Consider the following 22,325-nt stretch of genomic DNA (forward strand, 5'->3'; position numbering starts at 1 on the left):
CAGGCCAGGCCCTCAGTCGCGCATCAGGGTGGACTTGCCGAACAGGCTTTCGACCAGGTCCACGGCCAGTTCGGCGGTGGCATTCTGCTTGTCCAGCAAGGGGTTGAGCTCGACGATGTCCAGCGATCCCATGCGCCCGGTGTCGGCGATCATCTCCATCACCAGCTGCGCCTCGCGGTAGTTCACCCCACCCGGCACCGTGGTGCCCACGCCCGGTGCGATGCTGGGGTCGAGGAAGTCGACGTCGAAGCTGACATGCAGATGGGTGTTCTCATCGATGCCGGCCAGCGCCGCTTCCACCGCGCGCTTCATGCCGTTCTCATCGATGTAGCGCATGTCGTACACATCGACCTTGTGGGTCTTGATCAGGCGCTTCTCCTCAGGGTCCACCGAGCGGATGCCGATCTGGTGCATCTGCGCCGGGGTGATCGCCGGTGCGCTGCCGCCCAGGTGGGTCAGCGCCTCCGGGCCGAGGCCGCACAGGCAGGCCACCGGCATGCCGTGGATGTTGCCCGACGGGGTGACATCGCTGGTGTTGAAATCCGAGTGCGCATCCAGCCACAGCACGCGCAGGGTCTTGCCCTGCTCGCGGCACCAGCGCGCGACGGCGGTGATCGAACCGATCCCCAGGCAGTGGTCGCCGCCGAGCATGATGGGCATGCGGCCGGCCTGCAGCTCGGCGTAGCTGGCTTCCATCAGTGCATGGTTCCACGCCACCACTTCATCCAGATGGCGGTAGCCTTCCACCGGCGCGGTCCACGGGTTGCGCGGGCCATCCAGATTGCCCACGTCACGGACGTCCACACCACGTGCTTCCAGCGCCTCCGGCAGGCCCGCCACGCGCAGCGCCTCCGGCCCCAGCCGTGCACCGCGATGGCCCGCACCGACATCGGTGGGAACGCCAATCAGGGATACGGAGATGGGATGGGCCATGGGTGCCTCCTGCGGTGGGAAAAAAGAAGCACAGTCTAGCCAGAGCTGTGTGACACCACTCGCGGCGGTGCAGCAGGGCATGGGCCAGATCGCCGCAGCCTGGCAGCCGTATCCGGTCAGGCATTCCAGCGCTGAGTCGTCAGGAATTGGACCTTCCGCGATCCACCTCACATCCCGGTCGGATTCGCCTCTTACGCTAGGCTGCCGTTGTCTCCACCCTGCGCAGGCACCCTAAAGGTGCCGCCTCACTTCCTCGATCATGGAGCACCACACGCATGAAGCATGCACTCAATGGACTTGCGGTACTGGCAATTGCCCTGGGCGGACTGATTCCGTCAGCGGCCAGTGCCTCCTCGCAACGTATCACGCATACGGTGACCACCGACGCGTATCCCATGCAGACGGCGGGCGCACGCGAAGTGCTCGACTGGGTGGCGCAGCGGGTAAAGCCGACGTTCGCCCCGCAGGGCTACGGCAACGTACAGGTGGAACGGCGGGCGTTCTCCGTAGGGCGCGCGTCTGCACGCGCGGACGGATCGATTCCCGGAAAGCTGCCGGAGCAGGGCATTCCCGGTGAGATCTACCGGGTGGAGAACCTGCTTCCCGATGGCTCCATCCAGACGTGGGAATTCACCTGGGTGGAACCCTCATCCGGCCATGGCGGCGGCTGGGATGTCACCGGGTACTCCTACAAGAAGGGCAATGACCCGGTGAATCAGCAATAGCGGGACAGGGGCAATGCGTGCTGCGTTGCCCCGTTCCGGGCATACGCCAACGCCGAATGTGCCGCTGCGCTTCAACCGCCGCGGTGGCGAACCGGCGTCAGGCTTTGCACCTGGCCGCTGTTGCGCATCATGCACAGGAAACGGCCGTCGGGATAATCGATGATCAGTTCCTGGTAATCGCTGCCCACCGGCATCTGGGTGACCAGTGCGCCCTGAGCGCCCTTGCGCATGTTGCAGGCGCCCAACGCGGCATCGCGCGCCGGCGCCGGGGTGGTCACCGAAGACACGTTGCGGAACACCGCGCGGCATCCTCCATTGACCCACACCGAGTGCCGCGACAGGCCCCAGTTCTTGCCTTCCTCGCAGCGGGTGCGGCTGAGCTGGCGCACGATTTCCACATTGCCGCGAGTATTCAGATCGCACGACACCTGCTGCTCGTCAGTGGATTCGCAGGTGACTTCGCGCGGTAGCGCGGCATCGCCACCGGCGGCGTCGTGAGATTGCGCGCCACTTGCGGCTGGCGCGGGTGTGCCGCGAGTACTGACCTGGCAGATGCCATTGGCGCCGCCACGGCCGGTATAGCTGATCTGGGGCGTGCCGTCCTCGCTGCGGCTGATCGACAACGTGATGCCGCTATTGGCATCGCGTGCTTCGACGTAGCGGTCGTTGAAGCGTTTCAGCGCCGCCTCGCGGCCCTGCACGTAGACCGGGCCGCCTTCGTCGGCGTGCACATCGATACCGCCCGGGCAGCTGGCGTTGAAGAACGGCACCGCGGCCATGGCCGGGGCCACCAAAGCGGTGGACACCAGTGCGACGGTGAGCGACAGGGCATGGCGACGCATGTGCGGATCCCGAAGGGGCCCAGGGTGGGCGTGTAGCGGCAGTATGCGGTGGGGCGCCGCGGCCTGTCCGTGAGGAATATCAAGAACCCGGCGGCGCGCTTGGGGATTCAGGTCTGATAGGGTGTTCCTGGAGCCCTGCCGGGGCGGTTAAGCCAGCTTTACGTCGTGGGCCACGATGGGCCGCGATGGGCCGTGCGACAGCAATGGCACAGCCGGATGTATCGTGGTTCGCGGCACTGCGCGAACTGTCGCTTCTGGCATTGCACTGCTCGAAACAGGCCAAACGCGATAATTCATTTTTCCTTTCAGATCACTCGATGCCATCGAAACAAACGACTGGCAGGCAGTGATTTCGCATGTGCATGATGAATTGCCACCTTCAGCGGGGTGGCCGGGATTTCCAACCCGAAGACTGAAAGCTGTATACGCTTGCCAGCCGGCGTCGACTTCTCAAAAGCGGCGCCGGCTGGCAATCCGTTCGCCGATCGACGGCGGGCGGTGCGTGGGGGCCTCGTGCCCACCGGCTCATTCAGTCCCGGGATTGGAAACCACGTATCGCCCGCCACCCTATCGTGGCGGCACCTCTGTTCCTGACGAGGATGCCCGCATGTCCAGAACCCACCACCCCTACCTGACCGCCACCCTGGGCGAGGCCGCCCTGCGCCTGCCGCCCGAACTGGCGCAGCCGTTGGAAGCCGCTTTTGCCGCTGCGAACGAGGCAGCCGCGCCGATCAATCTTCCCAGCTGCCTGCAGCGCATCCGCGCCGGTGATGCCGCCGATGGACAGCCGTGGCAAGGACCGGCCAGCACACCCGGCCAAGCCGTGGCCGCCGCTCGCCGGGACCGCGCTGCGGTGGGTCTGGTGTCGTTGTTGGAGCTATATCACGCCGCCGAACGCGTGCGCGTGGACGGGGAAGAGAAGGACGATATCGGCGACAGCACGCGCGAAGGACTGATGCTGGCCTGCCGGGGGCTGGCGGAGTATCTGTCGTTGCAGGTGCGTAGCTGAGGCTGCGGCGGTCGCAGTGTCTGTGCGGCGTTGATCGATGGATTTGCCCACGTCATGCATTGAGCTGGCTCAGCGGGTTGGGGCGAGAAAACTGGCGAAAGGCGGTTCCTTCATTTTCGTTCCATCGCCTTCGACCGACGCGGTGCCGACGCATCATGATCGGCGCATGCGCTTATGCAGCGCTGGCGTGCAATCGCACACCCAGGGCCCGGGTCACCTTCAGGATGGTCGCGAAATCAGGGCTGCGCTCGCCGGACAGTGCGCGATACAGACTCTCGCGTGACAGGCCTGCCGCACGCGCAACCTTGCTCATGCCCTGAGCGCGAGCGATATCGCCAAGCGCCTTGGCGATGAAGGCAGAATCGCCCTCGCTTTCTTCGATGCAGGCGTCGAGATAAGCCGCCATCTCCTCCGGCGTCCGAAGATGCTCGGCCACATCAAATGATTTGAGTTCGACTTTTCTCTTGATGGCCATGATGGGACAGCTCCGGTACTTCGGTATTGAGTCGTTTCGCCTACAGCCGGTTCGACGCTCACAGGGCACGTGCAATCTCCCTGGCCTTTTCGATATCGCGTTGCTGTGAGCTTTTGTCACCCCCGACCAAAAGAATCAGCAACTGCCTGCCGCACTGGGTGTAGTACAGGCGGTAGCCCGGCCCTGCATCGATACGCAGTTCGGAAATACCGTCCCCCAGATAGCGGTGATCACCCGGATGGCCTTCGGCGAGCCGACCGATGCGAGCCAGGATGCGAGCTAGGATGCGAGCGCGTGCAGTTACGTCCTTGAGAGCGTCAATCCATGTCGCGAACTGACGGGTACGCTGGATCTTCATGGAAAAATGTAGCCTACTGGCTACACATTTTCAACTACGAGAAACGCGCATCAACCACGAAGCACGCGCACAGGCAGGTGGGACGCGCCTCGTCAGGTGCAAGATGAGATAACAGCAAGGAAGGAAAAGAAGGGGAGAGACGCAGCAGGGAGCAGTGCTCGACCGATTACTGCGCCGCCGTGTCGAGCTGCACAACTGGAGTTTGATGGTGCCGCTTATCCGAATCGAACGGATGACCTACTGTTTACAAGTCGGCGGGTGGATAGCTTGCCATGATTTGAAATCGGATGGCCCGGGGCCGCTTACACCGAGGAAAAACCGCGACTTAATGAGGCTTCAGGGGCACAAACGGCGCGTCTGAACACGGCACCTTGTGGTGCGAATCCGTGTCCGTGCCGTGGCCCCGCCACCCACGGAGCCAGCATGAAGTCGAAGATCACCCAGTCCCTCGTCGAAAGGACCCCGAAGCCCGACCAGGGCAAGTCGGTCCTATACGCCGACACCGAGATGCGGGGGTTCTACCTCATCGTCACCCCCACCAAGCGCAGCTTCTACGTCCAGTCCCTCGTCAACGGGCGTCAGGTCAGGACAAAGCTGGGCGACCACCCGGCGATGGATGCCAAGCAGGCCCGAGACGCCGCCCGACAAACGCTGGTAGGCATGCGCGGCGGCACCAACCCGAACGAGGAGCGCCGAAAGGCCAAGGCGCGCGGCATCACCTTGCGGGAGGGGCTGGACCTGCACCTGAACTCCCGGCGGCTGGCGGACAAGACCCGCAGCGGCTACGAGTACCATGTCACCTACTACCTCAAAGACTGGCTGGACAGGCCGCTGGCCGAGATCGGCGCGGACCGTCAGGGCGTGCGCGAGCGCCACCGCCGGATCACCGAGAGGAGCGGCGCCACCTCGGGCGACAACACCATGCGGGTGCTGCGCTCGGTCTACAACCGCGCACTGCGACAGTTCCCCGACCTGCCACCGAACCCGGTGGGCAACGTGGACATGAACGGCATGCGCCGACGGGAGGTGGACGCCAGCCCCGACAAGCTCAAGGCATGGGGCAAGGCGGTCCTGTCGCTGGGCAACCCGGTGCGCCGCGACCTCCAACTGTTCATGCTGCTTTCGGGCATGCGCCGGACGGCATCCTGCGAGGCGAGGCGCGCGGATCTCGGCGATGGCCACCTGCACGTGCCGAACCCCAAGGGCGGCGCGGCCAAGAAGTTCGATCTGCCGCTGTCGTCTGCGCTCGCCGACCTGCTCGCCCACCGCGAGGTGGAGGCCGAAGGCGTGAGGCGCAAGACGTCCTACCTGTTCCCAGCCGACTCGGCGTCGGGCCGGGTGGCGGAGGTCCAGCAGCACGAGCTGGGCGACCTCACCGGCCACGCGCTGAGGCACGCATACGCATCCCTCGCGTTGCAGGCGGGTGTCCCACTGCTGGAGCTGCGGTTTCTGCTGAACCACAGCGCGTCCAGCGGAGGCGTCACGATGGGATACCTGCACCCGTCGATCGACCACCTGCGCGAGCATCAGGAACGCGCGTCGAAGTACATCATCGATGCCCTCGGCCTCGTGCACGAGCCGGGCACATGGCCGCCGAGGCTGTCCACCTGATCCGCGGTCGGCGCGCCAATACGTACAAGGCGATGAAACGAAAGGGCCACCTCGACGGTGGCCCTTTTTCGCACACGGCGGGAGAAGGCAGTCAGCCGTCGGATGGCACGGGCGCAACCACCCGAACCGTGGACAGCGCCTCGGCCGACTGCTTCTCATCCATGTCGGCCGGGTGGTGCTTCTGACGCGGCGGCACCTCGACGCCCTTCTTGCGCATGTCGTTGGCGTACCAGCGAACGCTCTTTGCAGTCGCCGCCGCGCCCTCGATCTGCGCGTTGACCATGTCCGCCACCAGCGCGTGCGGGTAGCCCGCTGGGTCCATCAGGATCGCGCGTGCGAGCGCACCGACGCCGAGCCCGCGCGGCTTTTTCTCGTTCGCTTCGGGCGTCTCGACGAAGCCGGCCTTCGGCTCTGCGCGCTTCGCGGTCGCCTTGGGCTTCTTCGGCTGCCCGAGCGAGGCGAGGTCGATGTTTTTGTCGGCCGCGATCTGCTCGATCCTGGTTACGAGCTTGCCCCGGGTCGCGAAGGTTTTGGGGCCTGCGGGCTTGTCAGCGATCCGGTTGTGCAGGGCCAGCAGTTCCTTGGTGGGCCTTTCTTCCAGCTTCATGGCGTTCTCCTAAGCGTTGGTGGGCACGCAGGCATTAGGTCGCGGTTCCCTCGATCCGGGAGCCCCCCTTGACCAGCCCTGTGTACGCTGTACACTGATTCTGTGAATGATGTTCACAGGGCATGAGCGTGACTGAACAAACCGATGAATTGGTGGGGATAGGGGAGATCGCCGAGATAGCCGGGGTGTCGCGTCAAGCAGTCGCCAATTGGCGGGTGCGGGCAGCCGACTTCCCTACTCCGGTTACGGAGCTAGGTTCTGGGCCGATCTTCCGGCGATCGCAAATTCGAACTTGGCTAAGGCGAAACAAAAGGAATACTCCGATGGCGCATGTGATTTCTACGATCAACTTGAAAGGTGGTGTGGCGAAGACGACTACGTCCGTAGCCTTGGCAGAAGTCTTCTCAGCAGAGATGCGGAAGAAGGTCTTGGTCATCGACCTCGACCCGCAAACCAATGCAACCATCATGTTGCTTGGGGAAGACAAGTGGCTTGAGCTGAACGACCGAGGGCACACGCTCGCTCAGTTGTTTAAGGACGCAATGAATCCTGATGTAAAGAAGTTCGACCTGGACGCCACGCTTCAGAAGCGGGTAGGCGATGTCCATGAGGCCAGGACCATCGACCTACTGCCGTCTAGCCTGGATTTGATTGATGTGCAGGATCAACTCGCGTCCGCGCCATCGGGGAAGTTCTACGCCGTGAACCCTGTCGAACTTCTTTGGCGGGCAGTCAAATCAAGACTGGATGACTACGACATCGTCATTGTCGATTGCCCGCCGAACTTGGGCATCGTCACTCTGAATGGTCTACGCCTGTCGGACGCCTACATCATTCCGACTATTCCTGACCACCTCTCGACCTACGGTATCCCTCAGATCGTGACCCGCGTTGGTGAATTCGCACAGGCAATTGGTGAGGAGATTGACCCGTTAGGTATCGTCATCACCAAGTACCAAGCCAACTCGACGGTGCACAACACCGTACTGAGGCAACTCCAGACGGATGCAAACTTCCCCGATGTGTACGCGACGAAGATCAAGCAAACCAACACAGCGTCGGCGGCAGCGGAGTACACCGCGCATAAAAGAACGCTTAGGCAGAAGTACGGCTCCGATCCAAATGGCCTGACCTCGACCTTCATCGAGTTGGCTCAGGAGATTTGGAGCGATCTGGAGGGAGAGTCGTGAGTCTTAGAAACACACTCAATCGCTTGATCCGTGTGGTGATCGAGGAGGCGGAGCGCAACCCCGACTTCGAGGCTGCACTTACCGACGCCTTGGACTCGGCATCAAGTAGGCGCAAGTCAGCAAGAGCGGAAAGCCCAAGACAAGTGGATGCGAACGAGGCAAAGCGCGGGAAGAATCGGCGCGCTCCTGCCGTGCTCGATCCTGTTCAGGTCGCACGCGACAGCGAATCGGGCCTACGTAGCGCACTCGAAAAGCTATCACTGGATCAACTTCGAGACATCGTTGCCGAGTATGGAATGGATCCTGGTCGACTTGTGATGAAATGGAACACGCCAGAGCGCGTAATCGAGAGGATCGTCGAGATGTCAGTCGCGAGAGCGCACAAGGGCAACGCCTTTCGTAAGTCCCCTGACGACCCCGCACCTCTGGCCACTGATGTAGATGAAACGCCACCCTTCGATGCCCAAGTAGTGAGTGATCCTCCAAAAGGATCATGAAAAAGAAGGGGATGCCGTGAAGACATCCCCTCCGAAACACGGCCGGGCCACCCGTTGCCCTCTGCGCACCTAACCAACCCGGCCGGGTTTGCTCGGATCAGACCGGGAGGAAGGCCAGGTGCGCCATCCCCGACCCCAGGGCGTCCGCCCGGCGCTTGGTCTCGCGGTCCACGTACAGGTCCAGCGCGCGGCAGTAGGGCTGACCGGCCAGCGCCGCGGCCTCGTCGAACTGCTCGGAGCCGACGGCCACGCCGTTGCGGGCGGCGGCGGCCTCCAGCTCGGGGAACGGGTCGCAACGGTGCTGGATCGCCGCGACCAGGGCCGCGAGCGCCAACATCGCCGGGTGGCACGGCGGGTAGTGGGCGCGTCGGTCAGTCATCGCCGTCGCCCGCGATCAGGTCGTGGTCGATGTCCCGCTCGCGCATGGCCAGCTGGACCGAGCTCAGCGGGTTGGACCTGCCGGCGTTCCAGGCGCGGATGGCGACCAGGATGCCCTGGAGGCGCGCGTCGCCCAGCTTGATGTACTCCTGGACCTTCAGGAAGTCGTCCTGCCTCATCGCCGACGCCAGCTCGACCGGGCCGACCGGGCGGTCCTTGCTGGGCATGCGGTCGATCAGGGACAGCACGGCCGAGGCCAGGGCGACGTTGCGCGTGCCGACGGCGACCTGGGCCATGTGGCCGAGCTCGGCGGGGCCGGCGTGCTGGAGCTGCTGGAGGTACTCGGTGCGCTTCGGGTCGCCCAGGGCCGCACGGGCCAGGACCTTCGCCGGGGAGTCGTAGAACTGGCGCTGGCCGACCAGCTGGGCGTGCGGGGCGCCCGCGTCCTTGATGATCTTGTCGAGCTCGGCCTTGGAGTTGTCCTTGATCTCGCGGACGGTGGCGAGCGTCTCGGTCTCGGCGAAGCGCGCGACGTCCCCCATGCCGATGCCGGGGGCGCTCTTCCAGCGCGCGGCGATCTGCTGCTTGCGGGTCGCGATGTCCTTGTTCAGCCGCTCGATGGCGGCGAGGGTGCGCTTGTGCAGCAGGTCCAGGGTCGAGGCGAGCTCGCCGATCTGCTGGGTGCTGAGGAGGGGCGTGTCGCTGAGGGTGATCTTCATGGCTCGTGTGCTCCGGTGGGTTGTGGTCCTCCGGTCGCCTGTCACGAGCGCATCCCCGGCCTCGGGGTGGTCTGCGCGCCAATGCGCTGACCGGATGCGTTCAATGTGTCGGGGTGCGCTGGCCGCGAACGCCATCGTTCTCCGGACGTGTTTCCCTCGAAGCTGCCGTCGTCACTGCGGCTTGCGGATCATGGGCTTGGCGTGGCGCCGCCCGCCGATGGAATGTTAGAGGGCTGAAGTCGTCGCAGGATTTGCGACGCGCCCATGGTTTCATCTAGCTGCATCGAACCGATGCGCACAGGGGGAGACAACGAATGGCGAACAATCTGATTGTGTCTTACGACCTGTACAGCCCAGGGCAGGATTACTCGAAGGTTATTGATGCGATCAAAGCCCTAGGCTCGTGGGCAAAGGTCCATAAGTCCGTCTGGTACGTCAATTCCAACTACACGGCAGCCCAGGCCGTTGATAAAGTCTGGGCAACGATGGACCGCAACGATTCCCTGTTCGTGGCAGATGCCACCAACAACAATGCAGCTTGGCAGAACCTGAGTGACGAGGTCTCGAACCACATCAAGGATCAGTGGTTCAAATAGGAGGGTATTGACTGGGTGGCTGTGACTAGCTCCCGCGGTTGATGCTGCCATGCTCGCGCCGCGCCTCGTACTCCTGCGACATGCGCTCCCACTCGTCCGCGTCCAGGCGCGGCACCGGGCCGATGCAGGTCATCTCGCTGCGTCGGGCCAAGGCGTCGCGCCCGCCCATCGCCTGGACCGCGTCGGGTGCCGTGTCTTTGATCGCGTCCAGCATGGCGTCGATCTGGGCCGCGCGCTGCACCACCTCGGCGACCGTCAGGTTCTCACTCATCGTCCTGCTCCCTATTCGCGTTGTACTTGGAGAGCAGCGCCACCAGCTGGGCGCGCTCGTCGGCGGGCATCGCCAGCAGGGCGTCGGCCGACAGACCCGTGTCCTCGACCTTCACGCTCAGCCGGTCGGCCATCTGCTCGCCGTATCGGAACTTGAGCAGCACCTCCAGCAGCCTATCGCTGTGCTTGCGCACGGTGAGCGGCCTCTCCTCGCCGGTCTGCGGGTCCGCGGTGGTGGCGAGGCGTCCCCCGTGGATCACGGGCTCGTCGTAGCCGATCGCGGCGCGCCTGTACGCCTCGTCCAGCAGCGCGTCCAGAGCGACCTCGATGGCCTTCTCCCACCGGGTGCGGAACTCGATGTCGTTGGCCTTGTGGTAGAAGGCCGTCTGCCTGCTGATGCCGGCCGCCGCAGCGGCCTGCTTGGGCGAGCACGTGTCCTCCAGCACCTGGAAGAACACTTCGCGCCGCTCGGGCGAGAACGAGTTGGGGACAGATGGCACGGTCGCCGCCTCCATGAAAAATGGCTTACGGCGTGATCGTGTCGTGCTTACGCGCGCAGGCACGCCATCGTTCAAGCAGTCGGATCAACGGCTTGGATGGCGTCGGCCATCCGATGCCTGATTAGGTGGCGTGCGTCGGTGGGGAGCGCTCGGCCTGTTCGCCTCGCGCGCGAGGGACAGAACGCACACGGTCGGAAGGACGATCAGCCGCGCTCCCCGCATCGGTCGCCACGCTCGCCGCGCTCGGCCAGGCTCAGTCCACGCCGACTCCCGCACTCGACGCGCAGCACGACTTTCTCAAGGGCAACTCGGAATCCGTGCGCAAAGCTGTTCGTTGTTTTTCTTTGTTTTACTTAGCTTTATTGATCTATGAACAACTTGAACAACATGCACAGCATATTTCTCACCGACAACGAATCGGTCATCTCCCCGCGACTGTCTGGGGCGTCGGCGGGGTCTGCGTGGCTCCGAAAATCCTAAAACGATTTCGGAGCCGAAAAAATCGTTCAGATCGTTCGCCGAAACCTAAGCGCATGATCCGAAAAGCAAAACGAGCAAAGAGAAGCCGTGCGACGCGCCGCGCGTCGCACGGTATTGATGCCGTGCTCCTTCAGCCCCAGAGCTGCGAGGGGCTTGCCTTGACGATTTCGGCGAACGTGGCGCGCGCCTGGTCGAGTGCGGGGACGGCGTACACGCGCTTGTCCTTTCGGGTGCCGCTCCTGATCTGCCGCGATTCAACGCCAACCTTTGCGAGCAGCACCTTCGCCAAGCCGGGCAGCGGCCTCGGGTGTCTGGTGCGGCTGCGTGCGAACGCCAGGTAGCTGTCGTACAGGTCGACCTTGTCGAGCTCGACCTCGCCTGCCTCCCAGTCCCGCCCCTCGTCGTAGCCGGGCAGCTCGGCCGAATACAGCAGCGAGTACCACCAGGAAAACTCGACGTCCATGCCGCGCAGCTTCTGCTCGGCGAGCGCGCCGTTCTGCGGGATGTCCTTGCGCGGGTGCCAGCCCCGGATGTCGCGCGCGAGCATGTCGTGCAGGAAGGCCGCGCGGCCGCCCTCGTCGAGCTGGCGGTTCAGCGCGTCGAAGAACCCATGGTCGTCCTTGCGGGAGTCGTTCACCTCGAACACCGCGAAGCGCCGCTCGCCGTCCAGGCCAGCGGGGACCACCCAGTCGGAGTTGGACGCCATGACGATGTGGATCAGGTTCTTGCCCATCACGGCGTCGCGGCCCTTGCCCTCGTAGGCGACCGTCGGCTCCGTCACCAGTGCCTTGAGCTTCGCCTCGCCCGACTTGTCGCCCGCCCAGAACGCCTCGTCGGCGAACAGGCAGATGCAGTTCTGCAGGTGCGAGTTGAAGCGACCAGTGATGTGCTCCGGCGAGCTGATGTGCAGGCCGTGCGCCCCCGCGATGTGCTGGAGTACGCGGCCGAGCGTTCCCTTGCCCGTGCCCTTCGCGCCCTTGAACGCGATCGCAACCTCGGCGGCCTCGGACGGGCGCTGGAACATGGCGGCGATCCAGTTCAGCACGTAGCGGTGGCCCTGCGGGTCGCCGTCGGTCAGCACCTCGCGGATGAGCTGGTCCAGCAGCGCCCAGTCGCCCGGCGCCGGCTCGACAGCCCAGCCGCGCCACAGGTTCAGCCAGCCGCCGTGGTCGCCCGACGGGTCGAAGATGACGCCCTTGTACTGGCGCCGCTGCGGGTGCTTGAGCCAGAACTGCGCTCGCGTCGTCGGCCTGTCGTTGACCTGCTCCACGAAGCTGTTGCAGTACAGGTTCTGGAAGTCCTCCTTGGTGGATCGCTGGTAGAAGTGCCTGCCGAGCACCGGGTCGAACTCCTCGGTGAAGACGCGGAACTTGCCGTTTTCCATGACGACGCAGTGCTGGGCGTTCATCTCATCCAGGACGGCGGCCTTGCCTTCGGGCCTCGGCGGCTCGCGCAGCGCCGCGTCGTCCACGCCTCGGCCGAGTTCGGCCGGATCTTCGTATGCGTCGAAGTCATCCTCTGGCGCCCCGTGAGGGATGCCGATGCCGTGCCTCGCGAGCACCTGGTGCAGGTGGCGTACCGTGGTCGGCCTGCCGCCCTGGCCCGTGCGGGACGCGAGCGAGTCCCAGCGATAGCCGATGCTTTCGGCATGATCGCCGTAGCCTGCGGCCTGCGTGCTCCAGGCGATGAACTCCTCACGGCCCGCGCCCGCGGTCGCGTGGTGGCATGCGCACATGAGCTGGAACCAGTCGTCGTGCGTGCCCTCGCCGTAGTTGTCGGGCGGCAGGTCGGCCAGCGCGGCGGCGAGCTGCTCCGGCGTGACCTCGCCCCACCTGTCGGCGTCGCAGGTTCCCTCGGGCATCTCGACCTGGCGGACGCGCAGCAGTTCGAGCAGCGCGTCCGGCGCGTTGGGCGTCTCGTCCGGGCCGAGCATCCAGAACTCGGACTCGTAGCGGCGCCCGGTCTCGGGGTGAAGCGAGCCGGGGGCGACCACCTGCCCGCCCTGCTTCTTGAAGTCGATTCCGGGGTACTTCGACAGCATGCCGACAGTTGCGAGCCCCTCCGGCTTCCGCAGGTAGTAGTGGTGCCCGCCTCCGCCAGTCGCGACGTGCGGGCATCCGCCCGGGTCGAGGCCAGTGTCGGCGACCAGCGCGCGGAGCGAGTCGTCGCCCCCGTTGCGCGGATCCACGTCCACGACCAGGTCGGTCGCGCGAAGCCGCACGCCCAGGTTGCCGCCGCGGGCTCGCGCCTCGGCCAGCACGGCGGCGGGGTCGTAGCGGCGGTTCGGCCAGTCACGATCCCTCGGCGCCTTGCTGCCACCCCTCAGGGGGACCAGCTCGTAGCCGGCGCGGACCAAAAACTCGGCGTCGTCGAATGATGGCGTGTCGGCGGGGCGCCGCTCGGCATCATTGATCCCGTGAGCTCTGGCAGGCTCCGTCTCCCGGTCGGTTGTAACCTTGCGCCCACGGTCTAGCACGCCGTGGGTGTTTTCTTGTGCGACCATCGGTCAGCCCTCCGACTTCTTGCGAAGGCTGGCGGCACGGCGGCGGCCGGCGAGCGCGGCCTGGGCGGCGCGATGCACTCCGTCCCCCATCGCGTGCCCGCTCGCGTAGTCGCGCAGGTCGCCCACGCGGTAGCGGATCAGCTCCGGGCCGACGCGGGAGAACTTCGGGCCGACGCCCTGGCATCTGTACCAGGCTAGCGTCTTGTACTTGAGGCGCAGGAACTGCGCGGCCTCGTCGGCAGTGAGCAGGGCGGCGTCGGGCAGCGAGTGCAGCTCCGCGAGCAGGTTCGTTTCCATCTCTTGTGACTCCGGGCAGGCTCCCGGCGCGGCGACGTGCCGCGTCGGGACTGCCTGCTGTGCGTCGCAGAGAAGGATCCGTGATTCCCCTCAGTCGGCGGGGCGGGCCTCGGCTGTTTGGGCCACCGAAAGCCTGGCGGCGTCGGCGGCTGGTGGCGCCGACACGACACATGATGCAACAAGCCGGCGCGCGAATATGCCAACGTTTGTGCGGTCACCCCGGTGAGTCCAGGAGGCTCGGGACGGTCCGGGCGGCTCAGCGACAAGGCCGATGCGCCCGGACGCGATACGGGCCAGTCCGGGAGACCGTGCGGCCGCGCAATCTGCTAGACCGCAGCATTTTCACGAAATGCAAAATCGCAACGACTACACAAATGCTTTGGACCTTGTCGCGGAGGAGCGGCTCGAACGCACCTTGCCAGCCTTGACCTTACCATCCAGCAGTTGCAGGAACGCCTCAGCAAAGCACTGCGCCACGGTAGGCGGAACTGCATTGCCAATCATCTGGGAGACTGGATTTATAAGGTCCGGAAATCGGAAGTCATCGTCGAAACTCTGAAGCCGCGCAGCCTCCCGCATCGTGATTCCTCTATCTTCAACAGGATGAGCGAATCTCCCCGACCCTACGTGGTAGACCCATGTTGTTATCGTGAGAGAGGGCTCATCCCAGCTCAACCTACGATAGGCGCTCCCATAGAACTTCTTGGTTTTGAGCGAGTCGTCAATGTGCTTCATCCGACCCGTTCCAACCGCCTTGACACGTTCACGTGTCTTCGTGCTCAGCTCACGCGCGACATGGCTCGTAACCTTGCCTGCCGCAGATCTCATTTCTTCCGCGAAATCTCCCACTCGCTTCCGATTGTCGTAGGGAATTGCAACGCCGTGCTCGTAAGTTGGACTTGGAAGATCCCAAAGGGCGTCTCGAACTGTACGGTAGGACATCCCGTCAAAAAGTGACGCCTGACCACCAATCTTCTGAAACTTTGGCGCAGGAAATGGCAACTGATCCACTTCCAAGTTCGCGAACTCTCTGTTAACAGCAACAAAGAACACCCTGTGACGAATCTGCGGCACTCCATAGTCGGCCGCACAAACCTTTCTGTAATCTGCGGTGTATCCCAACTCGTCCAGTCTTTGAAGAAGATCTCGAGAAAACTTCCCGCCCCCATAGTTAAGAAACTCTCTGACGTTCTCGATCAGAACGATCTTCGGCCGCAAAGCATCCAACATGTCCAGGAACGCTTTGTACAGATGATTTCTAGGGTCGTCATAGAAGCGAAGCCCCTCATCGCCGTACTTACGCACCCCATTTCGACTGAATCCCTGGCATGGAGGTCCGCCCATTAGTACGTCGATCTGACCGGGACCCGTGATGCCTGCAGCGTTGAGCTCCTCCCATAGCGAATCCTTAGACTTGAGCAGGTCAAGAATGTCGCCTTGATAGACCCGTGCGGGATTGCCGAGCGAGTTCGTGATGTTCATTTCGAAAGTCGCAGCAGGATGCTTTTCCAACTCCACTCCGTACTCGACGTCGTATCGTCCAGTCCGTTGAAATCCACGACTCATCCCACCGCAACCGCAGAACAGGTCAACCACGCGAAAACGCTTCAACTCAAAATCCTCGAAATGGTACGCAAAGTCCGTGGACGCATGATCCTCTCGCGTAAACTATAGGTGCTCCCTTCGTGGAGCGCAATCGGTGGAGCAGTCAGAAGGTTGGAAGCTTGAGGTACGCCAAGCATTCGGGGCGAGAGTTCGTGAGATCCGCCTTTCAAAAGACGTCACCCAAGAGGGTCTAGCTCTACTCTGCGGCTTGGATCGCAGCTACCTCGGGCAGGTCGAGCGCGGCGAGCGGAACATCACTCTTGAGAACATCCACCGCCTAGCCCTCGGCCTCGAAGTGCGGCCACATGAACTGCTGCTCCCCCTGGGCTCACCGGCTTTCTGCGGCGGAGGCTCGGCATGAGTTACCTGAGCAAGGAGCAGGTCACTCACTTGGGCGAGCTACTGCGCACATTCTTTGCGTTGCCTTACTCAACTGACCTAGATGGTAAGGATGCTGAGACCCTCATTCGAATTGTGAAAGAGGCCGTCGGCACGAAGTCAAAACGAAAGGAGCTTTTTGACATCGTCGATGGGGACACTGGTTACTCGGTAAAAACTCTCTTTAAAGCCACCTCGGCAGTTCGTGTTGATCTTCAAGAGCAAAGATTCTGTGACGTCGAAGACGTAAGAAGGATGCGTTCCGATAGCAATACGGCGGCAGATCAAGGTGCCCTTCTTCTCAACTACATGCTGAGCCGAATCAAAGACCAGATGGCCGCTCGCGATCTCAAGCATGCTCGATCCTTGATTTTGTTGAAGCATTGGGACAAGTCTCGAACGAAGTTCTCATTTCGTTATTGGGAAGAAGACTTCATTGGCTACGTTCAGGACCTGGCTGATCGGAACGAGAAGGGCGAGATCGAATGGATTGTTCAAGGAGCCGGTCTTCACGCTAGGGATCGCCTCCGGCAGGCCTCACGAAGGAAAAGCGAGACTGATGAAAATGTCCGCCTACTGAGGATGCACTACAAGCACAATCAGATTTTTACTGACCATGACATCCCGAAGGACGCGGACAAGATCGAATTTTCCGTCAGTGGAATGTCATGGAGCGAACTCTCCAAGCTCATCGCTTTGGCAAAAGAAAAAACGTAAGGCATGCCATGGCCACACCTGCAGTAATGGTGAGGAACAAGAAGGCCGCGCAAAGTCGCGGCCTTCTTGTTCCAACGTATGGTGCCGCTTGTCCGATTCGAACGGACGACCTACTGATTACAAATCAGTTGCTCTACCGACTGAGCTAAAGCGGCGATGTCGTACTTCTCTTGCTCAAACCGTGTCCGGCTTTCCCCGCAGTCTACGCGCTGGCGAGCCTAAAGCCTTGCCGCGCTTAGCCTTCCGGCCGGTCACTACAACAACCGCGTCCGAGTTACAAGACAGTTGCTCTACCAACTGAGCTAAAGCGGCATGGGTGGTGCACCGGCGGCATCGCCGCGGTCCGGGGATTCTAGCGCAACCGCGTGCATTCCAGCGACCGGCTCTGTGCCGCCCCGCTGCGCTGCTGGGCCTGGGCCGGCTGCGTGCCCGCCGCCAGTTGTCCTTCCAGCCACCATTGGCCGGCGTCGCCGCTGGCCACCAGGCGCGGCTGGAAGCCGGCGGCCTGCACCGCTGCCATGCGGCGCTCGGCGCCTTCGCGATTGCGGTACTGGCCCAGCGCCACGGCGTTGGCCTCCTCCCCCTGGCTGATAATGTAGTAGTCGCTCAGGCCGGCGGCGACGATACGTTTCACGGTGGCCTGCGCTTCATCACGGTTGGCGGCGGCCGGCAGCATCACGCGGTAACGGGCGCTGCCGCTGGCAGCGGGCTGTTCGCGCAGGCGCACCTGGCTGAGCAGCGTGCCGGCCTTGCCTTGCGCACCGGTCGCGGCAGCGCGGTCGGCGAACGGGCCCAGCGCGACGCAGCGCGGCGGCTCGGCGGCCGCGGGCGGGGTTACGGGCTTTTCCGGTGCCGGAACGGGTGCAGGCGGTGTTGCCGGCTTGGCGGCGGCAGCAACCGGCGCAGCGTCAGCCGTCTGCGGCTTGGGAATTTCCGGCTTGGCCGGCACGGCCGGCGCGGGTGCGGGCGTCGCAGCCACTGCGGTCTTCGCGGCCGGTTCGCGCTCCATCAGCGGTGCGGTCGGGGCGGCGGCGGTGGCCTCGGCTGCGGCATTGGCATCCGCGCCACCGGGCACCCAGCGCAGCTCGGCGACACCAGCCGGTTGCGGTGCAGGCGCAGGCGGCTGCGGTGCATCGCGCAGCAGCCACCAGCAGGCGACGCCAAGATTGAGAACGGCCAGTACGACGATCAGGGCACGGGTCAGCATGCGCGGATACTAGCCTGCGGGCTGGTGCACCGCCCAGCGGGCGAGGCCATCCAGCACCAGCGAGGGGTGGTAGTCGGCACCCGGCAGCAACGGCATCAGTGCCGGTGCGCCGCCACCGTGCACCAGCAGCGAGGGCGCTACGCCCAGCAGCGCGTGCGCCTGCTGCGCACTGCGTTCAATCAGCGCCACCGCAGCGCCATCACAACCGGAGGCCAGCGCATCGGCGGTGTCGTTGGCGAACTCGCTGTAGTCGCCGCCGGTAGCCGGCAGCTGCACGGCACGGGCGTGCAGCGCTTCGCGCATGGTCGTGGGCGACGCGGAAATGCGGCCACCATGGTGCTGGCCGTCGGCGTCGAGCAGGTCAAGCGTCAGCGCGGTGCCCACGCCGACCACCAGCACCGGGCGCTGTACCTTTGCGGCAGCCAGCAGGGCCAGGAAGCGGTCGACGCCGAACTTTTCCGGCTTGGCGTAGGCAATGCGCACACCGGCGCATTCGGCGCTGGTGCGCACCACGTGCACGTTTTCAAAGCGGCGTTGCAGCTGGTCAAGCATGGCGCTGGTCAGCGAGGGTGCGGCCACGCTGGCCACGAACGCGGTGGTACCGCTGGGCAGGCTGTGCGGCGGCTGCCCGGCCATGCCTTCGGCGCCATGCGCCCAGGCCTGCACGTCACCGGCACGGTCACCCTGCAACGGCGCGAACTTGAAGCGCGAGTTGCCGAGGTCGAACAACCAATCGCTCATGCTGCCCTCACGCTGACTTCGCCGGCGTGCAGCAGGCGCTCCTGGCCATCGATGCGCACGCGCAATGCGCCGTCATCGGCCAGGCCAAGCGCGGTACCGTGCTGCCACTGCCCGTCCAGTTCCACGCGTACTTCGCGGCCGGCCAGCATGTCGAAGGCGGCGTAGCGCGGCAGGAACGGAGCGAGGCCTTCGCGATCGAATTCCTCCAGCGCCGGCAGCAGACGGGCCAGCACGGCGGCAACGACCACGTTGCGGTCCACCGGCTTCCCGGCCAGGGTGTCCAGGTCCACCCACGGCTGGCTGATCTGCTCGGCGAACGACGGCGGCATGTGCGTGTTGATGCCGATGCCGATCACCGCGCGCGCCGGGCCGGCGTATTCGCCACCGCCCTCTGCGAGCAGGCCGACCAGCTTGCGCTTGCCATCGACGATCAGGTCGTTCGGCCACTTCAGCTGTGCCTGGGCATAGCCCAGGTCGTGCAGCGCTTCAGCCACGGCGATGCCGGCCACCAGGCTCAGCCCGGCCAGGCGGCCGAGGCCACCGGAGTACAGGCGCAGCACCGACAGGTAGATATGCGCGGCCAGCGGCGAGGCCCAGGTGCGGCCACGACGGCCACGGCCACCGGTCTGGCGTTCGGCCAGCAGCACGCTGACCCCGCGCTGGGGCGCGCTGCACCGCAGCAATTCAGCGTTGGTGGAGTCCACCGTCCAGGCCACCTGCAGGTCGTGCAGCAGCGGCAGGACCCCGGCCGGCAGGCCACCACGGATCGCCGCCGGGTCCAGCAGGTCAACCGGGCGGGTCAGGCCATAGCCCTCGCCGGCACGGCCCTCGACATCCACACCGGCGGCCCTAAGCCCTTGAATACGCTTCCAAATAGCCGCACGGGTCTGGCCCAGCTCACGGGCCAGGGCGTCGCCGGACAGGCGACCGGCAGCGAGTTTGGCCAGCAATTGGCGATCGTCCACGGCAGCTTCCACAAAGTCAGGCAGGAATTATGCGGGAAAGCCGCCAGCGACGCCCGCCACGCTGGGTTCCGCGGGGGCTTCCAACGGGGCGCCGGGTTCGGGCTAGAATCGGGAACTCACCCTCCCTTAACGTGGATGTCGTCAATGCGCCGTTATGCCCATTGCCTGATCCTGCTGATGATGCCCTTCGCGGCGTCTGCGACGGCAGCGCTGGACGACAGCCGCGGCGCCTGCGTGTCCTCCAACGGTGATGCCGCCTCGCAGCGCGCGCCGACCGCGACTGCCTCGGCTGCGACCACCAAGCCGACACCGGTACGCCCTGCGGCCAGCAGTGCCACCAGCACCGGGGGCGGCGGCAGCGACGATGACGTGCTGCAGCGCATCCGTGCGCCGAAGTGGCACAGCTACCTGCCGGGAATGTTCCGCTGATCAAGTCGTTGCTGCAGTGGCTGCGGCCTACGCCGCGGCCGATCGACGATGCACTGTGGGAACACGCCTGCCGCCGCGCGGCCTGGCTGGACGGACTGGACGACGAACGCCGCGCGCGCCTGCGCGTACTGGCCACGCGCTTCCTGCACGAGAAGACCATCACCCCGATCGGTGAGCTGCAGCAGCAGGCCGGTGACGGCGTGCTGCTGGCCGCGCTGTGCTGCCTGCCGCTGCTGGCGTTCGGTGAGGTGGGGCTGGAGGGCTGGTCGCAGCTGATCGTCTACCCCGATGCCTTCCGCGTGCACCGCAGCCACATGGATGCGGCTGGCGTGCTGCACGAGTGGGATGACGAGCTGATCGGCGAGTCGTGGGACAGCGGTCCGTTGATCCTGTCCTGGGCCGATGTGCAGGCCGACCTGGCGGCGCCGCACGAGGGCTACTGCGTGGCGGTGCACGAGATGGTGCACAAGCTGGATGCGCTCGATGGTGCGATGGACGGTACGCCGCCGCTGCCGCGCGAATGGCAGCGCGAGTGGGCGGGCACGTTCCAGCGCGCCTACGACGCGTTCTGTGCGCAGGTGGACGCAGGCGAAGAGACGCTGATCGATCCGTATGCGGCCGAGGCGCCGGAAGAGTTCTTCGCGGTGGCCAGCGAGTACCACTTCTCGGCACCGGATCTGCTGCAGCAGGCGTTGCCGGAGGTGGCGGCGCAGCTGCGACGGTTCTACGGCGAGCCGCCCAGGATCGCAATGCGGTAGTGCCGGCCGCTGGCCGGCAACCCCATGATCTTCGATGGCATTGCTTGGTTGCCGGCCAGCGGCCAGCACTACCGATCAACGAGGCTTACGGCCCTGGCGGCAGGCGCACTTCGAAGCGGGCGCCGCCCAGTTCGGCCGAACGGCCCACGGTCAGTTCGCCGCGGTAATCCTTGATCAGGTCCTGCACGATCGACAGGCCGATGCCGTGGCCCTGCACGCGCTCGTCGCCACGCACGCCACGCTGCAGCACCTTGCCGATGTCGTCCGGGGCAATGCCCGGGCCGTCGTCATCCACCGCCAGCAGCAGGCCGGCGCGGCGCGCGTTCGGGGCCGGCAGCGGCTGCGCGGTCAACAGCACGCGGCGGTTGGCCCACTTGAAGGCGTTCTCCAGCAGGTTGCCGAGCAGTTCCTGCAGGTCGCCCGGTTCGCCGTGGAAGCGTGCCGCCGGGTCGATGTCGAACTCGCACAGCACGCCCTTGGAGGCGTAGACCTTCTCCAGGCCACGCACGATTTCCTCGGCGTTGGACTCGATCGGCAGCGGCGCGGAGAACAGCTTGTGGCCCGACGAGGCCGCGCGTGCCAGCTGGTACGAAACCAGGTTGTTCATGCGCTGCAGCTGCACGTCCAGTTCCTCACGCAGCGCGCCGTCGCCGGCACCACTGTCCATCTGCGTGCGCAACACGGCAATCGGCGTTTTCAGGCTGTGCGCCAGGTCGGCCAGGGTGTTGCGCTGGCGCTCGAGGTTCTCGCGCTCGCTTTCGATGAAGGCGTTGATGCTGTCGGTCAGCGGTTCCAGCTCGCGCGGGTGGCGCTCGCTCATGCGCTCGGTCTCGCCGCGCTGCACCTTGGTCAGCTCGGTGATCACCCGGCGCAACGGGCGCAGGCTCCACTGCAGGATGACGGTCTGCAGCAGCAGCAGGATCAGGCCGATGCCGCCCAGGTAGAACCAGACGCGGCCACGGAACACGCGCAGCTGGGCACCCAGCGCGCGCGAGTCTTCCATCACATAGATGGTGTACGGGAATTCGGTGGCAGGATCGGCGTCGGCGCCCCAGACCAGGCCGAGGCCGTAGCGGTACACCGAGCCTTGGCTGCCATCGATCTGGATCATCGGCAGCGGGCCTTCGAACACCTCCTGGCGCGGTGCCAGCAGGCCGCCGCCGACGGTGGGCAGCATCGGGCCTTCAGCGGACATCGAATTGCCCTTGCCGTGCGGCATCACCACCTGCAGGTACAGGCCACTGCCGGGCACGTCGAAGCGGGAATCCGGCGGCTGCTCGCGGATGTACAGCGAGCGGTCGCGGGTGAAGTCGATGCCGGCCGCGTAGGAGGTGGCGTAGTTCTTCAGGCGCTCACGCAGGTTCGCCTTCGCCGTGTCGGCGAAGGCAGCGTCGAGCGCGTAACCGGCCAGGGCCAGGAACGCCACCAGGCCCACGGACGCGGCGAGCATCTGGCGCGCCTGCAGTGAGCGCGGCCGCCAGCGTCGGAAGAACCACAGACGGCCGGACATCGTGTTATCGCCAGGGTGAGCCGGC

At 64.8% G+C, this 22,325-nt stretch carries 26 protein-coding genes and 1 tRNA gene; 10 read left to right on the forward strand and 17 right to left on the reverse strand.

Annotated elements, in window-relative coordinates; all coding sequences use genetic code 11:
• Positions 1-12 precede the first annotated feature (12 nt).
• Positions 13-933 (reverse strand): arginase, encoded by a 921-nt coding sequence (gene rocF, locus AC5P7A_RS10700; RefSeq protein ID WP_032956249.1) that lies wholly within the window; start codon positions 931-933, stop codon positions 13-15.
• 275 nt (positions 934-1,208) lie between these two features.
• Here rocF and AC5P7A_RS10705 point away from each other — a divergent pair, with 275 nt between their 5' ends.
• Positions 1,209-1,658 (forward strand): hypothetical protein, encoded by a 450-nt coding sequence (locus AC5P7A_RS10705; RefSeq protein ID WP_495220126.1) that lies wholly within the window; start codon positions 1,209-1,211, stop codon positions 1,656-1,658.
• A gap of 71 nt (positions 1,659-1,729) precedes the next feature.
• Here AC5P7A_RS10705 and AC5P7A_RS10710 read toward each other — a convergent pair whose 3' ends face one another.
• Entirely contained in the window at positions 1,730-2,500 is a 771-nt protein-coding gene (locus AC5P7A_RS10710) for a DUF3011 domain-containing protein (protein ID WP_227863873.1), read from the reverse strand.
• Between the two features lie 607 nt (positions 2,501-3,107).
• Here AC5P7A_RS10710 and AC5P7A_RS10715 point away from each other — a divergent pair.
• Positions 3,108-3,509 (forward strand): hypothetical protein, encoded by a 402-nt coding sequence (locus AC5P7A_RS10715; protein WP_126411622.1) that lies wholly within the window; start codon positions 3,108-3,110, stop codon positions 3,507-3,509.
• Positions 3,510-3,681: 172 nt separating this feature from the next.
• On the opposite strand, the gene AC5P7A_RS10720 is transcribed toward AC5P7A_RS10715, so the two are convergent.
• Entirely contained in the window at positions 3,682-3,984 is a 303-nt protein-coding gene (locus AC5P7A_RS10720) for an addiction module antidote protein (RefSeq protein ID WP_005420598.1), read from the reverse strand.
• Positions 3,985-4,042: 58 nt separating this feature from the next.
• Complete coding sequence (locus tag AC5P7A_RS10725) at positions 4,043-4,342, reverse strand: type II toxin-antitoxin system RelE/ParE family toxin (protein ID WP_227863872.1); 300 nt, start codon at positions 4,340-4,342, stop codon at positions 4,043-4,045.
• Positions 4,343-4,765: 423 nt separating this feature from the next.
• On the opposite strand from AC5P7A_RS10725, the gene AC5P7A_RS10730 reads away from it, so the two are divergent.
• Positions 4,766-5,953, forward strand: a complete 1,188-nt coding sequence (locus AC5P7A_RS10730) for a site-specific integrase (RefSeq protein WP_227863871.1) — start codon at positions 4,766-4,768, stop codon at positions 5,951-5,953.
• 91 nt (positions 5,954-6,044) lie between these two features.
• On the opposite strand, the gene AC5P7A_RS10735 is transcribed toward AC5P7A_RS10730, so the two are convergent.
• A complete protein-coding gene (locus AC5P7A_RS10735; protein WP_227863870.1) occupies positions 6,045-6,560 on the reverse strand; it encodes a hypothetical protein in 516 nt (171 codons plus the stop codon).
• A gap of 122 nt (positions 6,561-6,682) precedes the next feature.
• Here AC5P7A_RS10735 and AC5P7A_RS10740 point away from each other — a divergent pair, with 122 nt between their 5' ends.
• Both AC5P7A_RS10740 and AC5P7A_RS10745 read left to right on the forward strand, forming a co-directional pair.
• Positions 6,683-7,750: an AAA family ATPase gene (locus AC5P7A_RS10740; RefSeq protein ID WP_227863869.1), complete on the forward strand. Its 1,068-nt coding sequence runs from the start codon at positions 6,683-6,685 to the stop codon at positions 7,748-7,750.
• Positions 7,747-8,247, forward strand: a complete 501-nt coding sequence (locus tag AC5P7A_RS10745) for a hypothetical protein (protein ID WP_227863868.1) — start codon at positions 7,747-7,749, stop codon at positions 8,245-8,247. Before AC5P7A_RS10740 ends, AC5P7A_RS10745 begins: the two co-directional genes overlap by 4 nt.
• 97 nt (positions 8,248-8,344) lie before the next feature.
• Here the strand turns inward: AC5P7A_RS10745 and AC5P7A_RS10750 are convergent, their stop codons facing one another.
• Positions 8,345-8,626: a hypothetical protein gene (locus tag AC5P7A_RS10750; protein WP_227863867.1), complete on the reverse strand. Its 282-nt coding sequence runs from the start codon at positions 8,624-8,626 to the stop codon at positions 8,345-8,347.
• Positions 8,619-9,344: a hypothetical protein gene (locus AC5P7A_RS10755; RefSeq protein WP_495220127.1), complete on the reverse strand. Its 726-nt coding sequence runs from the start codon at positions 9,342-9,344 to the stop codon at positions 8,619-8,621. Before AC5P7A_RS10755 ends, AC5P7A_RS10750 begins: the two co-directional genes overlap by 8 nt.
• A gap of 314 nt (positions 9,345-9,658) precedes the next feature.
• Between AC5P7A_RS10755 and AC5P7A_RS10760 the strand changes: the two genes are divergently transcribed.
• On the forward strand, positions 9,659-9,940 hold the full coding sequence (locus tag AC5P7A_RS10760; RefSeq protein ID WP_227863865.1) for a CRISPR-associated protein Cas2: 282 nt from the start codon (positions 9,659-9,661) through the stop codon (positions 9,938-9,940).
• 25 nt (positions 9,941-9,965) lie between these two features.
• On the opposite strand, the gene AC5P7A_RS10765 is transcribed toward AC5P7A_RS10760, so the two are convergent.
• The 5 genes from AC5P7A_RS10765 to AC5P7A_RS10785 all read right to left on the reverse strand — a co-directional run bounded on the left by AC5P7A_RS10765 (position 9,966) and on the right by AC5P7A_RS10785 (position 15,601).
• On the reverse strand, positions 9,966-10,211 hold the full coding sequence (locus AC5P7A_RS10765) for a hypothetical protein (RefSeq protein ID WP_227863864.1): 246 nt from the start codon (positions 10,209-10,211) through the stop codon (positions 9,966-9,968).
• Positions 10,204-10,725: a hypothetical protein gene (locus AC5P7A_RS10770; protein ID WP_495220128.1), complete on the reverse strand. Its 522-nt coding sequence runs from the start codon at positions 10,723-10,725 to the stop codon at positions 10,204-10,206. The genes AC5P7A_RS10765 and AC5P7A_RS10770 overlap by 8 nt, the downstream gene beginning before the upstream one ends.
• Before the next feature lie 595 nt (positions 10,726-11,320).
• Positions 11,321-13,693: a bifunctional DNA primase/polymerase gene (locus AC5P7A_RS10775; RefSeq protein ID WP_495220129.1), complete on the reverse strand. Its 2,373-nt coding sequence runs from the start codon at positions 13,691-13,693 to the stop codon at positions 11,321-11,323.
• Between the two features lie 3 nt (positions 13,694-13,696).
• A complete protein-coding gene (locus AC5P7A_RS10780) occupies positions 13,697-13,990 on the reverse strand; it encodes a helix-turn-helix transcriptional regulator (RefSeq protein ID WP_495220130.1) in 294 nt (97 codons plus the stop codon).
• Between the two features lie 366 nt (positions 13,991-14,356).
• Positions 14,357-15,601, reverse strand: coding sequence for a DNA cytosine methyltransferase (locus AC5P7A_RS10785; protein WP_227863860.1), 1,245 nt, complete (start codon positions 15,599-15,601; stop codon positions 14,357-14,359).
• A gap of 88 nt (positions 15,602-15,689) precedes the next feature.
• Between AC5P7A_RS10785 and AC5P7A_RS10790 the strand changes: the two genes are divergently transcribed.
• Together AC5P7A_RS10790 and AC5P7A_RS10795 are read left to right on the forward strand one after the other, a co-directional pair.
• On the forward strand, positions 15,690-15,956 hold the full coding sequence (locus AC5P7A_RS10790; protein ID WP_227863859.1) for a helix-turn-helix domain-containing protein: 267 nt from the start codon (positions 15,690-15,692) through the stop codon (positions 15,954-15,956).
• The gene (locus AC5P7A_RS10795; protein ID WP_227863858.1) at positions 15,953-16,690 is read left to right on the forward strand and encodes a hypothetical protein; all 738 of its coding nucleotides are present in this window, start codon (positions 15,953-15,955) and stop codon (positions 16,688-16,690) included. The genes AC5P7A_RS10790 and AC5P7A_RS10795 overlap by 4 nt, the downstream gene beginning before the upstream one ends.
• 79 nt (positions 16,691-16,769) lie before the next feature.
• Here AC5P7A_RS10795 and AC5P7A_RS10800 read toward each other — a convergent pair.
• The 4 genes from AC5P7A_RS10800 to birA form a co-directional block, all read right to left on the reverse strand.
• Positions 16,770-16,845 (reverse strand) — tRNA-Thr (locus AC5P7A_RS10800).
• A gap of 197 nt (positions 16,846-17,042) precedes the next feature.
• Positions 17,043-17,897, reverse strand: coding sequence for an SPOR domain-containing protein (locus AC5P7A_RS10805; RefSeq protein WP_126411618.1), 855 nt, complete (start codon positions 17,895-17,897; stop codon positions 17,043-17,045).
• A 9-nt stretch (positions 17,898-17,906) separates the two neighbouring features.
• Positions 17,907-18,638 (reverse strand): type III pantothenate kinase, encoded by a 732-nt coding sequence (locus AC5P7A_RS10810; RefSeq protein ID WP_495220131.1) that lies wholly within the window; start codon positions 18,636-18,638, stop codon positions 17,907-17,909.
• Positions 18,635-19,603, reverse strand: coding sequence for a bifunctional biotin--[acetyl-CoA-carboxylase] ligase/biotin operon repressor BirA (gene birA, locus AC5P7A_RS10815; protein ID WP_046428093.1), 969 nt, complete (start codon positions 19,601-19,603; stop codon positions 18,635-18,637). The genes AC5P7A_RS10810 and birA overlap by 4 nt, the downstream gene beginning before the upstream one ends.
• Positions 19,604-19,747: 144 nt before the next feature.
• On the opposite strand from birA, the gene AC5P7A_RS10820 reads away from it, so the two are divergent.
• On the forward strand, positions 19,748-20,032 hold the full coding sequence (locus tag AC5P7A_RS10820; protein ID WP_046428091.1) for a hypothetical protein: 285 nt from the start codon (positions 19,748-19,750) through the stop codon (positions 20,030-20,032).
• Complete coding sequence (locus AC5P7A_RS10825; RefSeq protein ID WP_495220132.1) at positions 19,999-20,790, forward strand: M90 family metallopeptidase; 792 nt, start codon at positions 19,999-20,001, stop codon at positions 20,788-20,790. Before AC5P7A_RS10820 ends, AC5P7A_RS10825 begins: the two co-directional genes overlap by 34 nt.
• 85 nt (positions 20,791-20,875) lie before the next feature.
• On the opposite strand, the gene AC5P7A_RS10830 is transcribed toward AC5P7A_RS10825, so the two are convergent.
• Positions 20,876-22,300 (reverse strand): ATP-binding protein, encoded by a 1,425-nt coding sequence (locus tag AC5P7A_RS10830; RefSeq protein WP_014645620.1) that lies wholly within the window; start codon positions 22,298-22,300, stop codon positions 20,876-20,878.
• Between the last annotated feature and the right edge of the window lie 25 nt (positions 22,301-22,325).

This window comes from Stenotrophomonas sp. YJH_SMC_65 (assembly GCF_059369475.1).

Bases quoted from the DNA above. Each gene is read 5' to 3' on its own strand.
- AC5P7A_RS10720 (WP_005420598.1), bottom strand. From the start codon at position 3,984: ATGGCCATCAAGAGAAAAGTCGAACTCAAATCATTTGATGTGGCCGAG.
- AC5P7A_RS10715 (WP_126411622.1), top strand. From the start codon at position 3,108: ATGTCCAGAACCCACCACCCCTACCTGACCGCCACCCTGGGCGAGGCC.
- AC5P7A_RS10735 (WP_227863870.1), bottom strand. From the start codon at position 6,560: ATGAAGCTGGAAGAAAGGCCCACCAAGGAACTGCTGGCCCTGCACAAC.
- AC5P7A_RS10725 (WP_227863872.1), bottom strand. From the start codon at position 4,342: ATGAAGATCCAGCGTACCCGTCAGTTCGCGACATGGATTGACGCTCTC.
- AC5P7A_RS10770 (WP_495220128.1), bottom strand. From the start codon at position 10,725: ATGGAGGCGGCGACCGTGCCATCTGTCCCCAACTCGTTCTCGCCCGAG.
- AC5P7A_RS10710 (WP_227863873.1), bottom strand. From the start codon at position 2,500: ATGCGTCGCCATGCCCTGTCGCTCACCGTCGCACTGGTGTCCACCGCT.
- AC5P7A_RS10765 (WP_227863864.1), bottom strand. From the start codon at position 10,211: ATGAGTGAGAACCTGACGGTCGCCGAGGTGGTGCAGCGCGCGGCCCAG.
- AC5P7A_RS10730 (WP_227863871.1), top strand. From the start codon at position 4,766: ATGAAGTCGAAGATCACCCAGTCCCTCGTCGAAAGGACCCCGAAGCCC.
- AC5P7A_RS10750 (WP_227863867.1), bottom strand. From the start codon at position 8,626: ATGACTGACCGACGCGCCCACTACCCGCCGTGCCACCCGGCGATGTTG.
- AC5P7A_RS10760 (WP_227863865.1), top strand. From the start codon at position 9,659: ATGGCGAACAATCTGATTGTGTCTTACGACCTGTACAGCCCAGGGCAG.
- AC5P7A_RS10740 (WP_227863869.1), top strand. From the start codon at position 6,683: ATGAGCGTGACTGAACAAACCGATGAATTGGTGGGGATAGGGGAGATC.
- AC5P7A_RS10820 (WP_046428091.1), top strand. From the start codon at position 19,748: ATGCGCCGTTATGCCCATTGCCTGATCCTGCTGATGATGCCCTTCGCG.
- AC5P7A_RS10705 (WP_495220126.1), top strand. From the start codon at position 1,209: ATGAAGCATGCACTCAATGGACTTGCGGTACTGGCAATTGCCCTGGGC.
- AC5P7A_RS10795 (WP_227863858.1), top strand. From the start codon at position 15,953: ATGAGTTACCTGAGCAAGGAGCAGGTCACTCACTTGGGCGAGCTACTG.
- AC5P7A_RS10755 (WP_495220127.1), bottom strand. From the start codon at position 9,344: ATGAAGATCACCCTCAGCGACACGCCCCTCCTCAGCACCCAGCAGATC.
- AC5P7A_RS10830 (WP_014645620.1), bottom strand. From the start codon at position 22,300: ATGTCCGGCCGTCTGTGGTTCTTCCGACGCTGGCGGCCGCGCTCACTG.
- AC5P7A_RS10780 (WP_495220130.1), bottom strand. From the start codon at position 13,990: ATGGAAACGAACCTGCTCGCGGAGCTGCACTCGCTGCCCGACGCCGCC.
- AC5P7A_RS10805 (WP_126411618.1), bottom strand. From the start codon at position 17,897: ATGCTGACCCGTGCCCTGATCGTCGTACTGGCCGTTCTCAATCTTGGC.
- rocF (WP_032956249.1), bottom strand. From the start codon at position 933: ATGGCCCATCCCATCTCCGTATCCCTGATTGGCGTTCCCACCGATGTC.
- AC5P7A_RS10810 (WP_495220131.1), bottom strand. From the start codon at position 18,638: ATGAGCGATTGGTTGTTCGACCTCGGCAACTCGCGCTTCAAGTTCGCG.
- AC5P7A_RS10775 (WP_495220129.1), bottom strand. From the start codon at position 13,693: ATGGTCGCACAAGAAAACACCCACGGCGTGCTAGACCGTGGGCGCAAG.